Origin of the sequence: Pedobacter cryoconitis (assembly GCF_014207135.1) — a bacterium.
Taxonomy (GTDB): Bacteria; Bacteroidota; Bacteroidia; order Sphingobacteriales; family Sphingobacteriaceae; genus Pedobacter; species Pedobacter cryoconitis_D.
This window is the reverse complement of record NZ_JACHCC010000008.1, coordinates 305,978-320,527: the sequence shown is the minus strand read 5'-3', so window position 1 is coordinate 320,527 and position 14,550 is coordinate 305,978. Positions and strand designations below refer to the sequence as shown.

The 14,550-nt window shown below is 35.4% G+C and carries 12 protein-coding genes and 1 tRNA gene; 7 read left to right on the top strand and 6 right to left on the bottom strand.

All coding sequences use genetic code 11. The features are described from left to right. Positions 1–453: 453 nt before the first annotated feature. The 5 genes from HDF25_RS16605 (at position 454) to HDF25_RS16585 (ending at position 4,912) form a co-directional block, all read left to right on the top strand. Complete coding sequence (locus HDF25_RS16605; RefSeq protein WP_184626736.1) at positions 454–1,512, top strand: DUF262 domain-containing protein; 1,059 nt, start codon at positions 454–456, stop codon at positions 1,510–1,512. 1 nt (position 1,513) lies between these two features. Beyond that, entirely contained in the window at positions 1,514–2,140 is a 627-nt protein-coding gene (locus HDF25_RS16600) for a hypothetical protein (protein WP_184626734.1), read from the top strand. Between the two features lie 107 nt (positions 2,141–2,247). Further along, positions 2,248–3,372 (top strand): hypothetical protein, encoded by a 1,125-nt coding sequence (locus tag HDF25_RS16595; RefSeq protein WP_184626732.1) that lies wholly within the window; start codon positions 2,248–2,250, stop codon positions 3,370–3,372. A 64-nt stretch (positions 3,373–3,436) separates the two neighbouring features. Continuing rightward, the gene (locus tag HDF25_RS16590) at positions 3,437–3,745 is read left to right on the top strand and encodes a helix-turn-helix domain-containing protein (RefSeq protein ID WP_184626730.1); all 309 of its coding nucleotides are present in this window, start codon (positions 3,437–3,439) and stop codon (positions 3,743–3,745) included. A 567-nt stretch (positions 3,746–4,312) separates the two neighbouring features. Then, positions 4,313–4,912: a helix-turn-helix domain-containing protein gene (locus HDF25_RS16585; protein WP_184626728.1), complete on the top strand. Its 600-nt coding sequence runs from the start codon at positions 4,313–4,315 to the stop codon at positions 4,910–4,912. 84 nt (positions 4,913–4,996) lie between these two features. Here HDF25_RS16585 and HDF25_RS16580 read toward each other — a convergent pair whose 3' ends face one another. After that, a complete protein-coding gene (locus HDF25_RS16580) occupies positions 4,997–5,596 on the bottom strand; it encodes a hypothetical protein (RefSeq protein WP_221450931.1) in 600 nt (199 codons plus the stop codon). Between the two features lie 376 nt (positions 5,597–5,972). Here HDF25_RS16580 and HDF25_RS16575 point away from each other — a divergent pair, with 376 nt between their 5' ends. Next, positions 5,973–7,223, top strand: coding sequence for a hypothetical protein (locus HDF25_RS16575; RefSeq protein ID WP_184626724.1), 1,251 nt, complete (start codon positions 5,973–5,975; stop codon positions 7,221–7,223). Positions 7,224–7,251: 28 nt separating this feature from the next. After that, on the top strand, positions 7,252–8,487 hold the full coding sequence (locus HDF25_RS16570) for a glycosyltransferase family A protein (RefSeq protein ID WP_184626722.1): 1,236 nt from the start codon (positions 7,252–7,254) through the stop codon (positions 8,485–8,487). 238 nt (positions 8,488–8,725) lie between these two features. Here the strand turns inward: HDF25_RS16570 and HDF25_RS16565 are convergent, their stop codons facing one another. The 5 genes from HDF25_RS16565 to HDF25_RS16545 all read right to left on the bottom strand — a co-directional run bounded on the left by HDF25_RS16565 (position 8,726) and on the right by HDF25_RS16545 (position 14,417). Continuing rightward, positions 8,726–10,036, bottom strand: coding sequence for a site-specific integrase (locus HDF25_RS16565; protein WP_184626720.1), 1,311 nt, complete (start codon positions 10,034–10,036; stop codon positions 8,726–8,728). 247 nt (positions 10,037–10,283) lie between these two features. Next, positions 10,284–10,356 (bottom strand) — tRNA-Lys (locus tag HDF25_RS16560). 334 nt (positions 10,357–10,690) lie between these two features. Beyond that, complete coding sequence (locus HDF25_RS16555) at positions 10,691–11,431, bottom strand: SDR family oxidoreductase (RefSeq protein WP_184626718.1); 741 nt, start codon at positions 11,429–11,431, stop codon at positions 10,691–10,693. A 2-nt stretch (positions 11,432–11,433) separates the two neighbouring features. Continuing rightward, positions 11,434–11,916 (bottom strand): PaaI family thioesterase, encoded by a 483-nt coding sequence (locus HDF25_RS16550; protein WP_221450930.1) that lies wholly within the window; start codon positions 11,914–11,916, stop codon positions 11,434–11,436. A 110-nt stretch (positions 11,917–12,026) separates the two neighbouring features. Continuing rightward, a complete protein-coding gene (locus HDF25_RS16545; protein WP_184626716.1) occupies positions 12,027–14,417 on the bottom strand; it encodes an ABC transporter permease in 2,391 nt (796 codons plus the stop codon). Positions 14,418–14,550 lie beyond the last annotated feature (133 nt).

The window sequence follows — 14,550 nt, the reverse complement described above, 5'->3', positions numbered from 1 at the left end:
GCTTTTACGTAGTTTTGATACTATTTCTCTGTGATCCCGCTGGGGGGATTCGAACCTAGTTCAAATATCGGCGTTTAAATAGTGTTTAGAACGGTTTTTAAATTCGACTCACCGAATCGCTCACAATTTATTTTGTACGTTTTTAACTGCAATTGCTATACTCAAATATAATCATATTTAAGGAGAAATGATAGACTTATTCTACTTGTTTTTTTTAATGCTTTTGAAGTTTAACTCAAAATAATTTCAAATAAATAATAGACTTATAGCCCTTTTAAGTTATCTTTCACAGGCAATCAATAAGTATGCTCTTTATCTTAATACTTAGTTAGAGGCATAGCATATTCTAGTATTAGAGCAGAAAAATCTAACTGCCAAATATGAACTTTTGAATTGATAAACGTTTACGCAATGTTTTTTGCGTAAAAAATAAGGGTAAAAATCTTAATAAAAATGAAGAACTTCGATAGTAGAACTTATAGTATAAATGACTTTCTGGAATGGAACGATAAAAAACAACTTCAATTATCTCCAAAATTTCAGCGCAAATCAGTTTGGACAGATGATGCGAAATCCTATTTGATGGATACAATTATACGTGGTAAACCAATACCGAAGTTTTTTATTAGGCAGACCTTAAATGTCGAAACAAGACAATCAGTTAGAGAGGTAGTTGATGGACAACAGAGACTTAGAACTATAATTTCATTTTTAAATGATGGTTTTTTTATTAATAAAAAGCATAATGAAAAGTATGGTGGCTATTACTTTAGCCAACTTAATAACATTGATCCAGAAATACAATCTCAAATCTTAAACTATGATTTAGCAGTTGATTTATTAGTTAACCTACCAGATAAGGAAATTTTAGATATATTCAGTAGACTTAATTCTTATGCTGTCGTTTTAAATGAACAAGAAAAAATTCATGCAAATCATTTTAGTGAATTTAAAATGATTGTTGACAAAATCGCGCATAAATTTAATGAGTTCTGGACTGAGAATAAATTATTAACCAATCAAAAAATACTAAGAATGGAAGATACCACTCTTGTGGCTGACTTAGTAATTGCAATTATTGAGGGTATTCAATCAAAAAAGCAGATAAAATCGTTCTATAGTAAATACGAGAAAAATTTTGATTATGATGTGAATAAAATTGAGGAAGAATTTGATAATACAATAAGCTTAATTAAGAAAATTTTTAGTGAAGGCTTAAAGAATACGGAATTTAAACGAATCCATTTGTTCTACACATTATTTACCAGCTTTTATCATACCCTGTTCAAACTAAAAGATTTTCAAGTTGTAAGTCCTGAAATGAAAGAAGGAAAATACGAACGCATCAAATTAAAACTCATAGACTTAAATAAAATTTTTGAATTAAAAACTATTACCCAACTGCCACCAGAAGAAATTCAGTTTTTAAATGACAGCAGGCGAGCTACTACTGATACAACAGTGAGAATTAGAAGAACCGAATTTATTGTAAACTTAATAAATTCAATTTAGTATGGCATTAAATCAAAACTTGATAGATTTTAGAGCCACTATAAATGAATTAAATAATCACATTTCATTTGCACATCAGAAATACGCAAGCGGTAGTTATAAAATTGCGCCAAATTTAAGGGTGTTTATTAGTGAATCTGCATTCTTAAAAATGTTTATAGCGTGGGAAACTTTTGTTGAAAAAAGTTTTGTTGATTATTTAGTAAATGAAGAATCAATTTTACTAAGGAGACCAGCGAAATGGGTAAGTCCTATTGACATTAGCCATGCACATCAAATTATTATTGGGAACCAAAAACATATGGATTGGTCAAATCCTGAAACTATTAGAAAAATCAGTAAGATTTATTTTCACCAAGGGTATGTTTTTGATTCTGCATTAGGTTCAATCAATGTGGATTTGATGGATATGAAAACAATAAGAAATTCAGCAGCTCATGTTTCGTCTACTACAACATCAAAACTTGATGGGCTTGCAACTAGGATTATTGGACCTCCTAGTTTGGGTTATACTGCTTATCAATTATTGTTTTCAACCGATCCTAGGAGTGTACCTGTAGCTCAAAATGTATTAACTAGGTACTTAGACCTATTGGATATTGCAGCCCAAGAAATAGCAAATGGATAAGACAACAAAGTATCTTTTATTCGGGAAAGTTTCCAAATCCTATTGTAATTAACGTGTATAATGAAATGATTTGTTATTTTAGTTAATGATCAATAAATCTTACACCTATGTTTTTTCATCACCTCAAAAACTTCAGCCCTTATTCCGGTCATATATATGATGAAATGAAGGTTCCGTTTATAAAAAAGAAAGACGGGTATTTAGGCAGAAATGCCAGCCGTTTCGATCTTATTGATAGACTTGGTTATTTCCCATTTAAAGAGTTTAAAAAAGACGGTAGAGCCTATTTTATTAGTGAAGTAGATCTTTATGATTTTTTAACCAGTGATGAAAAAAGTACCACTGAAAATTACATCATTGATTATCCGGGATGGGATGGTGAGAAAAAGGAAATCCTACTAAAAAGCTTTTTAAGTGGTTTTAATGACGGGATTATTGAGTTTGAAAGGAATGTAGGTTTATCTTATCAAACCCTGACACTAGACCAGAAAACGCAATATTTGGAAACATTTTGTTTGTTCTGCCTTAATTTTCTATTTTTTGATGGCGACCTGGATAAAGGTCTGTTGTATAATCTGGGCTATTTACAGGCGAACTTATACCGGGGCTTTGTCGAAATCAATAATTTAAAAAGCAGTCTACCCGGTGGAAGTCCGGGATTACGTCTACATTTTGAAAGTTATTATAAAATACTGGATATTTCAAAATCGGAAAACAAAGAGGAACAATTACAAACCGTCAATACTCAATCTTTAATAATGCAACCCCGGATTGAGCTGATGTGCAATCTTGATGAAATCGGCGCAATATGGAGGGTGCTTACCGCTCCAATCAAAACTAAGGACGGTACAAAAGATGCCGTTTTCAGTGCGGAGCAGGTAAAAGGGTTCTTAGGTTCAGCTTTTAGTTCCGGTGCATTCCCAGAAGTATTTAAGTCCGGAAAGAAACCTTTTAAAGAACGCACCCCTAAAGGAGATATGCGTACGGTATTGAATGCCCTTATGTACGCTACTTTCCGCCTCAACGACGAACATAACCGAAATGTAAAGCTGGTAGAATACGCTACAAGTTTAATACACCATTTTCCGGTATTTTCTGGCTCAACACCCGAAAGTATCAAAGGTGTCATTTCAAAAGAAGCCCGCAAAGGCATGGAGGTTCTCACAAAGAGCTTAAGTGTTAACCCGTATATCGAAGAAATGCTAAGCATCCTTAAAAAACATAAAATATGACATTAATGTCATTACGGTTTTATCTGTTTTTGTGCTATTTCTTTGTACCCATAAAACGAATATTATGGACAAAGAAAAAATCTTATTTACCGCCCTGTCTAAGGAAGAACTTTCCGCCATCATGGAAACATCGGTTAGAAATGTTATCGGTGAATGTGACATTAAAGCATCCGGTACAGATCAATTACTGAATGCCAGACAAGCAGCCAAGCTAATCAACTACAGAAGACCAACGCTTTATGGTCTGGTCAGACAGAACAAAATTCCTTTTTCCAAAACAGCAGGCAAATTGCTGTTTTCCCGGAACAAATTACTCGAATGGGTCGCTAATGGTAAACATAGCCCCATTGGAAAAAGCCCCCCGCAAGAATAGGCTGCATAGCTACATAACCATATAGCTGTATAACTAGATAGATGGTAGGCCATATATCTGCATAACGATATAGCTGGTAAACAATATATCTATGAACGGATTACAGGGAGTTTATGTGTGACAAAAACTACGAACACAGCAATTAACATTACCAGTTAATAGGCTTGTGGGTATATCAAATAGACAGTTTAAAGACGGTAGAAAGGCGGTTTATGCAGTCAGTCCCCTTTTCGGGGCTGAGCAAGCGGAAGTTGGGCAGTTGCCCTACTTGCTTACCCTGTGCTATCGATACAGGGGGTTCAAGTATCCTCCGGGGATACTTTGGAGTACTGAAAGCCTATTCAACGCAATAAACAGGATACTTCACAGTATGCCTTTATCAATAAATAAACCAAACCTAATAACGAAGCCAAAAGATTAAAGTTAAAATTATATTTTAAGCAAGTAATTTAGTTGATTTTATCCTTTTAAATAGGATCAGACAGATATGCCGTAATTATGCCGTAAACAAGTCGTAAAGAAAAATGGAGTCTTAGCATATCTTTATATTACCAAATAGTTACAGTTATGAAAAATACAGAGATGGCTCAAAAAATTAAGGAGTTGCGTAGCCGTAAAGGTTTTAGTCAGGAGCAATTGGCTGAGACTGCTAATATTAACCTAAGAACCGTCCAGAGAATCGAAGCTGGTGAAACTGAACCAAGGGGTGATACATTGAAAAGAATAGCAAATGCGCTAAACGTTGTCCCAGATGAATTGATAGACTGGGCTGAACAGGATGACAAGGAATTTTTAGTGTTTCTAAATATATCAGCATTGTGTTTTATTGTATTTCCTTTGTTAGGAATTATCGTTCCGCTTGCTATCTGGATGTTAAAGAAAGACAAGATTAGAAATATTAACGAAACTGGAAAACGTCTTGTGAATTTTCAAATTACGTGGTGTTTAGTTGTATTCTTGTTATATGCACTTGTTTTAATTAGTGTGATGTTAAACATGTCAATCCCACTTCCAAATCTTAGTGAACATAGTAATGGGAGAGTGGAAATAATTATGATTATACCTGTATTTTATGTGATAAATGGAGTGATGATTCTAATCAATTGTATTAGATGTTACTATAGAAAAAAAGTATTCTACCAACCTGCTTTTGGGTTTCTAAGATGAAATTTATGCTGGGATTTTATTTACTAAATGCAATGACTAAAATGAGAACAGATCTGTTCTCATTTTAGTCATTTTTATATTTAATTAACTTGCAATAAATGTTTTCCTTGCAATTCCTTCTCCCGGAGAATAGATAGGTACATCATATGGATTTCCTATACAATTAAAAGTCAATCTCAAACTAAAGTTTAATTCCATATAAGCCGTTGTAGGACCAACTACGACGCCATTTGGAGGCAGAACGTCTGTATAAGTCAAAGTAAATCCTGTTGTATAACCCGCAAGAGTAACAGATTGGTGAACTATAGAAACCCATTGCCATGCACCACCAACTTTTTGCTGTGTTCCTAAATCACGACTTTCATATCGCCACACACCTAATGGCCCATTTATAACAATCCACGTATAAAGTATAGTCCTATTTGTTGCATCTATATTATATATATCACTTGACAATAAAGTATTAGTGATAGAAGTTCCGTTTATAAGGGACTGAGCTTCTTGGGCACAATTGCCACCGCCACTACCGCCTCCTCCGCCACTACCACCACCACCACCTGGATCACCACCACCTCCACCGCCTCCGGGATCAGTAATTGACCCAAATAAAATTAGATGTGTCTTAGCTTTTTCTGTATTCATCAGTTTCTTTTTCATAACAATTTTGATTAGGTTATGCATCATTTATTCAGGTTAAGCAATTCCTTATCCTGATTTGACTCAGGAGAATCTTTATCTTATGTCATTTTTTAAATTATTAAGTGATTGTATATCAAAGTTATATTGTTATTTTTTTCTAAACGAAGCCATTAGTCCCAATCCTAAATGTGATTTATATTAAATTGATTTATAATGAAAATAACGGATTCTAGGATATAATGAGACGCACCAACATTGCTTTAAAATGACACAATGTATTGATCTAAACTACTAGAATTAAATAAGGCATTAAAACGACAAAATCAATCATATATATGAAATTTGGTGATCAGAACATTGGGACTAATGTCTCCAATTCTATATTCTATTGTCCGTAAATTTATCTACCAGATCAAGTACGATGATAGCACCAGATGACTTACGAAATATGATTTATGAAATTGAAAGGTGTGACTTACCAGAGGTGAAAAGAAACTCTGAAACCGGAACTTTTGAACTAAAGGCTAATTCAAGTTTATTGTCAAATTTATCAGGAAATTACGGGGCATTTATCGTCAGATCTATACTGCATAAATTAAATATCAATGAACATCATGTGTTTAAATGGAGATTGGAAAACAAATTTAGGCAGTACCAAATCCTAAATTATTATTTTCCTGACTGTATGCCCAAAACACTTAGTTTCTCCAAGCTACTAAATCAACCTCATGGGGTTTGGCAAATCAAAGAGTTATTTGCTAACGGGTTCTTTCTTAAAGCAACTTTAGGTGACGCCTCCTTCTCTAATAAAAACTGGGATAAAACAGCAGAATTTGATTCTATTTCAAAACTCCACAATGAACCTAATGTTGAATATGAAAGCTATATGCTTCAAAAGAAACTAGACCTTCAATGTGAATTTAGGGTACATACATTTTCTAAAGATATTATTCCCGGTCTTGTTTATGTCATGCAAGGGCAAATACCATCAGACAAACGTACTGGGGTAGAGAAATTTGTAAACGAGGTTTTGCGAAAATTGCCTGATGTGATTTTACAAGGAACGATGATCGCATGGGATATTGCACTAACCAGCGAGGATAGATATTTTGTTATTGAGGCCAATTTTACAGGATTTCATCCAGAGTACCGCGCCGGATTCCAAACAACGGGTTATGTTGATGACCATCATTATGGATCAATAATCTGCGCCTGGTTAAATAATTATTTTAATCAAAAATTCGGGGTTTATATAGATGCGATTGATAGCAGTCTATTAGCAAATTATCCATTTTATGAGGCCTTTTTATTTTACAGGTCGATATTGAAAAATGAACACATTGACCTTATTAAGAATAAAACAAAAGACAATCCTGTTTCTATTATTATATACTTGGGTGAAGATACCAATAAGCTTATTATTAGCTTAATAAAACACTTTTTGCTAGTCGATTTTGCTGATAAGTATTATGTTATCATCAAGGATGAATACTTTCTAAAGGTTAGTGAACTGTTCTTCCAAAATCATCAACTCAGGGTATGGTCTGAGCATGAGCTTTTTACTCAAGATCAACATCAATTAGTCGAACAATTGAACAGTGACAGGAGAAAACAAATTAGCTGTTATCATGCAGTCAGAAGGTTGAAAAGTACAGCTTATGTGATCATTTAATTACCTATAAACAAATGCGACAATTATCATGGGATCAATTGCTAACTATGGCTATTACAATGTTATTCTTTGGAAAAAGAATAATCGGAGTAGATATTGTCCAAAGAATATTCTAAGTCTTGAATTGGACGCTGAGGATTATGATTATCTGTTGTTTTTGAAATTTGATAGCGATCAATCGTATTTAATCCCAAATATTGAAAATTTGATTGCCTCAATTGAATTGATTTACGACCAGAATCAAACAAGCTTTGTTGTACTTACATCAAGGAAAGACCCTCCGCTTTATACGGCTAGTGAAGATGAACTTGTATATTCTTTCAGTTGTAAATTCCAGTATTTCAAAAAGTTGGTGGGTTCTTTGAATAAAACTAACCATTTATCTACGGATTTGCTCTTCCAGCTATTAGATAAAATATCTAAAGACAATTCAGATTATAAGGGGATTTTAATCAGGCAAATCCCTTTTGAGGTTAATAGTGTTATATCCATAAGTGATTATGACGTAATTATTCCGCATAGGGGAGATAATCAATATTTGAGAAATGCACTCTCCTTTTTACCGCGTACAGGTGAGGCAGAAATATTTGTCGGTATTGATCAAGGATTAACAAAAGACCTATTTCAACTCAAAAATGACTATACTGACGTTTCTTTTTATAATTTCAAGCCTAATCCGGTTGGGCCATACGTAATCAGAAATAGGTTGATTGATTTGAGTGACAATAAACTTATCTTTTTTCAAGACTCAGATGATATGCCTTGTTCAGATCGATTTGAAAGAATATCGGATTATATGAGAAACCATGATTGCCAGTTATGTGGCTCTCACGAACTCAGACTTGATTATTATAATAGAACTGTTCAATCAGTTCGGTTTCCTTTAGATGTAACATCTGCATTAAACTCAGGCCCTTGGCATTCACTACTTCATCCAACTTCTGCAATTACAAGAAAGGCATTCTATGAGTGCGGGAGACTATCAGAAGAAAGAATTTTTGGAAATGACACCAAGTTTTTGCTGAACAGTTTTTTTACTTTGAAAAGTATAAAGAATATAAATGAGTTCTTATATATCCGAAAAAGGCATCCCGGTTCTCTTACGACTTCTCCTGAGACCATGATTGGATCAACTATAAGGAAAAAATTAGGATATACATGGAGTTATGATTTTGAGCTAATAAAGAACGGAGCTTTAAAACTTGAAAATTCAAGTTTAAAGTACGAAGGCTCGAAACTGGTATTTGAGGTAAAGAAACTTTAATAGTGGATTATAGTTTTTGGTTATTCAAGCAGAACCATTGTAAAAACTCCCCCGCACGGTGCGGCCTGCGGAATCCCTACGCTCAAAGGCCGTAGCTATTCCCGCTTTTAGCATTTACGGAGTAGTAGCCGTCGATTTTTTCGCCTCTGAGTTTGGGCGGTGCGAACCCGAACGTTAACCCTTGCAGGACGAAAACACGCCCAAAGATTGTTCTTTGGGCGTGTTCGCTATCGGTTGGTTAGATTGCTTGATTGTATTGCGCCAACGATAAGTTCAAATCTGGCAATGTCGCTGTTATTTTTGCTTCCATTGCTTTTATATCCACTTCAATGCTTGTAGCAAACATTGCCCTTAAGGGTGCCATATCTTTACCTACTTTTTCATCTAGCATTTTGGCGTAGAGTTGTGTTGTACGAATATTGGTATGTCCCATCATCTTGGAAACGCTTTCAATCGGTACCCCGTTTAACAGAGTTACAGTTGTAGCAAAGGTGCGTTTTGCAATCCGGTTGCCTAATGTTTTGACAACGTCTGAAAGGACAGCAATTTCTGTCAGGTATTCGTTCATTTTCTGGTTGGTGGAAATTGGTAAAGCCTTGTTTTGATTAATACAGAATGGATGATCTTTATATCTGTCCAGAATATCTCCAGCAAGTGGTAACAGAGGAACGGCCACTCTTGTGCCAGTCTTTTTTCTATAGCTGAATAACCATCTTTCACCGTCATTCCCTATACGAATATCTGATAATTTTAGCTTTTGCACGTCCGAATATGATAGCCCCGTATAACAACTGAACAGGAAAAAGTCCCTTACTTGTGACAATCTTACTGTAGTGAAATTTTTATCGGCAATCCTTTGCAGTTCATCTTTAGTCAGGTATTCCCGTTGGACAAGTTTTGATTTCAGCTTGTAGCCAAAGAAAGGATCGCTACTGATCCATTTATTTTTCATGCAGATACGCACAATTTTTCCAAGATTTTTAAGGTGCTTACTTGCTGTATTCGCCCCGTTGTCCTTGGAGGTATGGAGATAGAAATCAAAGCCATCTATAAACTCATGGTCTATATGCCTGATGTTAAGGTCACTTTTCTGGTATTTATATAACAGGTAATCTTTGACATGTCTTTCTAATATCTCAAATCTTTTTAGTGTTCCTTCGGCATAATCATCTTTTTCCACCAATTCCTTCATGTTTTTGTTATGGATTTTGATCGCCTCGCAGATGGTATGGGTTTTTTCTGCTTTACCAAGGTATTTGCTTTTAATTGCCTCGGAGGTAATTTCTACATCTTCCCCGCAAAGTAAGGTGTGGGAGGTGGTAACCCCGGCTTTCATCTTGTCCAGATAAGTATTAAAGGTTTTGGTATCTCCCTTAGTACCTGTCATGTGTCCCGCCTTGGTGTTCCATAGTTCAGGTTCGCAGTCCCTGCTGGTAGCAAGTTCTGCGCGTTTTCCGTCAACGGTGATTCTTAAATAGACAGGAACAGCACCTTTAATGTAATTCTTTGGCTTTTTCAGGTAGAAAAGCAAACTGAAACTCGTTTTCATAATAACTGATTTAAGGTTAACAAAGTTAGCCTTGCAGTCTAAACGTATCAAGTCGTACAATGATTTAACTATCTGTAAATAAGAAAGTTATATTTAATTCGGTGAGTTTTATACTCCCTAAAATTACTCACCGAATCACTCACTTTATTTATGTGATTTAATGTATATTTTGGGGTTTTCCGGTAAACAAAAAAACCTGCAATCGTTTGATTTGCAGGGTTCTAGTTCTTTTTGATACTGTTGTTTGTGATCCCGCTGGGATTCGAACCCAGGACCACTACATTAAAAGTGTAATGCTCTACCAGCTGAGCTACGGAATCTTCTTCTTTTCTTTCGTTTCGAAGAGGTGCAAAAGTATCATTATTAATTGATTTTATGCGTTAAATGCGATCTTAAGTAAGAATATTTTGTATTATTCTGCTAACGTATTGAATTCTAGGGATAATAAATTTTCGTTTTTTATATCCAGAATGGTGTTGTAACAGGAATATGGTCATATTTCCTAATGTTTTCACATGTACTATCATAATGTTGCAGGTAAAAATCCTATATAAAAGTTAATATAGAGTCTAATGAGAGAAGATAATTTCAAAAATGTAGATGCAAAAAAGCCGTTTCTGCGATGAACAGAAACAGCTTTTATTTCTAAAAATACTAATCCTGGTTAAACAGCTTAAATGCTTCTTGAGGAGAGGAGAGGGATAACTTATAAAAGTCTGCTGTTCCGCCGACATGGATCTCATAATTATCATCATTCAATCCAGCTATCAATTCTTCTGCGACCTGCCCTGGAGGGATTCCATTATGACCACCTATCTCTTTTGAAAATTCAGTATCCACCAATGGAGGCATCAACTCAAAAACCTTGATCCCGGTATTTTTTGCCAATGTATAACGTAATGATTGCGTAAATGAATGAAGCGCGGCTTTACTTGCTGCATATGTACTCATTTTACTTGACGCTGCAAATGCTACGATCGAAGTGACGTTGACGATAGCTGCCTCAGGTTGTTCATTAAGTAGTGGCAATAGTTTTTCCGTTAGATTGATGACCGACAGATAATTGGTTTGAGTCTCTGCTTTTGCTTTTTCGAAAATATCTGCTGTTGCTGAGAGTTCATAGGCATAGGCTTTGCCTGCATTATTAATCAGTAAATCAAGTTTTGGGTGGTTTTTACTTAGATAATTCACCAATTCATTGACATCATTTTCATTAGTAATATCACTGGTGAACAGATGAACCCCTTTGAGCTTTTCAGCAGCTTCTTTTAGTCTTGATTCGGTTCTCCCGGTAATAATCACCTCGTTACCTGCTTCCAGGAGTAATTTGGCAATTTCAAAACCTATGCCCGAGCCTCCGCCAGTTATCAGGACTGTTCTATTTGTTGTTTTCATGATTATTTATTTGGGTTGTGATTTGCTGTTTCTGGATCAATTATTTTATGGTCAGTTTTTAGCGCATTGGAATAACCCCTGGCAAGAAGTCTTTCTTTCCCAAGGTTCCATAATTCAAATTGTACATTGATAATTTGTTGTCCGGCTTTGATAACTTTGGTTTTACCAGTAATGAGATCTCCGCATTTTGCTGTTGAAAAATAGTCTATGACATTATTTACAGTCGTATAAAAATGCTCCCTGCCAAGACTGATAATGGTAGCACCAATCATATCATCCATAATTGCAGCAGTTACCCCGCCATGTAATGTCCCTATAGGGTTAGTCATCTCTTTTCTGACCACGTATTCAAAAGTCATAGCGCCATGATCTATCTCACGCACTACTGGTGCCAGCCATAGCATAAAAGCGGAAGGCGAGGAGGTTACTGTTTGTCCGAGCTGACTGATCAGGCCCTGCCGGATTTTATCTGTTACTGTTTTCATATAATACTGATTGGTATATTAATAAGTAAATATACCAATCAGTATTATATGTGGGTTGCCTATATCCGAATTTTACAATATTCGGTTAATCCAGGAATGGTACGTCTGAGTTATTCATACTTTAATGCATCAATTGTATTCGCAACAGATGCTTTGTAAGACCGGATACTTACAGTAATCAGGGTAATTGTCATAGAGATCAGAAAAGCTGATACAAAAGGCCATATACTTAAATCGACTCGGTAAGCAAAGCCGGCCAGCCATTTAGAAACAAAGATATAAGCCAGTGGCCATGCAATTATATTGGCTGTGAAAACCATAAGTAAGAAAGTTCCATTAAGCATTTTGACCAGTTCAAGTGTTGACGCACCTAATACTTTCCTGATCGCTACTTCTTTGGTGCGTTGCGTGGCTACAAAAGATATCAATCCAAATAAGCCTATAAAAGAGATGAAAATAATTACTCCGGCAAAAATCCGGAACAAACCCCCCATTACCTGCTCACTTTCATAATATCTGTTAATATCATCATTTACAAATTTGGCTTCATAGATATTATCACGAAAAGTAGTGTTCCAAAGTGCTTCTATTTTTTGCATAGTGGGCATAATTTGGTTCTTATCAAGCTTGATGGCTGTGGTGTTATATGCAAATTTTTGGGCATAAAGGGCCATGGGTGATATCTTTTCTTTCAGTGAGCGATCGTTAAAGTCTTTAACAACTCCAATGATTGGAATCCTGTGGTTGTTTTCAGCTAGTATTTTGCCAATTACCTCCTGAGGATTAGTTATATTCATTTTCTTCAGAAAGGTTTCATTAACTACATAGCCATTGATATTATCGCTTTCCAGGTATGATTTTCCGGCGATTAGCTTCAAACCAAATAATTTAAAATACGTTGAGTCGGCTACTGAAAGTCTGATCTCAAAATCTTTATTCTTTTGACCATTATATGAAAAATGGCTTGAACTAATATCATTGGACAGGGGAGGCCGCTGGCAGTAACTTAACATTTCTACACCACTTATTTGTAAAGCTCTTTGTTTAAAAATATTGAATTTGGTTTTGCTGATACTGTCTGTGGGGACATTCACCATAACAATGGCTTTGGTTGTAAAACCCAATGGTTTTTGCTTTACGTAATTCATCTGTTGGAGAATAACCACAGTTCCAATAAGGAGTATGCTGGTTATGGTAAATTGCAATATAACCAGCATTTTACGCAAACCCAGATTTCCTGTATTGACTGTTATTTTATTTTTTATAGCCAGTGCCGGGTTAAATCCCGATATAATTAAGGCCGGATATAAACCAGCGAGCAGACTTACTACGATTACAAGTCCGGCGAGAAATACAAAGATTATGGGTTGTGCAAATAGACTAAATGAAATTTGTTCTTTAAACAGGTTTTGCAACTGAGGAATAGCTAATTCAGCGAGGATACAAGCAATTAACAGTGCTGCAAAAGTTATGGCGAATGTCTCAGTTAAGAATTGTATAGCAAGTTGTTTACGTTTACTTCCCATTACTTTACGTAAGCCTACTTCTTTAGAACGATTAATGGATTGTGCTGTAGTCAGATTTATAAAGTTTATGCAAGCTGTAATTATTAAAAATAAGCCAATGACTGCTAGCCCATAAAGTTCACTTTTGGCTATAAACTTGTTAGCGAAATTGCCATAATGTTCACTGAAATGGATGTCTTTTAAAGATTGAAAGGAATTGGTTTGATTGCCCTCAATTTTTTTATCCTCATAGTATTTTTTGTTGAACCTTTTTAAAGGCTCGTGTAATGAGGAAAGGTCGGTGCCTTCTTTAAACAAGGCATAACATTCAAATTGTGAACCGACAGAATCCCAGGACTTAATGTTTTTCCCCCAGTAGCTTTGATAACTAATCACAATTTTTAAAGGGAAGCTGCTGTTCTCAGGAGTATCTTTAAATACACCAGTAACTTTCAGTGGAATCTGGTGACCATAAAGAATAGTTTTTCCCATGGCATTCTCAACGGTACCAAAGAATTTTTTTGCTGTAGCCTCAGATAAAGCTACCGTATTTGGATCTGTTAAAGCCTTTCGAGGGTCGCCCCGAAGCCAGCCGATATTGAAAATCCCGAAAAAATCAGGTTCAATGTAAAATACCTGCTCTGAAGTTTTTATCCTGTCTTTTCCGTTCTGATCTTTGATCTGGATAATTCCCTGATCAGAGGCAATAGCCGAAACTTTTTCTAACCCGGAAAACTCAGCTCTTGCGGCAGCGACTAACGGTATCGGGACGCCCTGATTAAAATCAACATAACTATTGTATTTCCAGTTCGTAACAAACCTATAGATCCGGTCTTCGTTCTTATAACCTTTGTCAAAGCTAAGCTGATAATTGATGAAGATAAAAAGTAGAATACAACTTGCCATTGCAATCGAAAGTCCCATGATATTAATCAATGTATAACCTTTGTTTTTGCAGAGGTTGCGCCAGGCGATTTTTAGGTTTAGTTTGAACATGTATTGTTTTTTAGATGTACCGTCCACCAATGATATGCCAAAGTGAAATATATAGCAGGAGTCAATTTATCAATGATAATTTTTATAAAGTGTTCATTGATGAACATCTACTGATCGGAAATGTACGGAATAA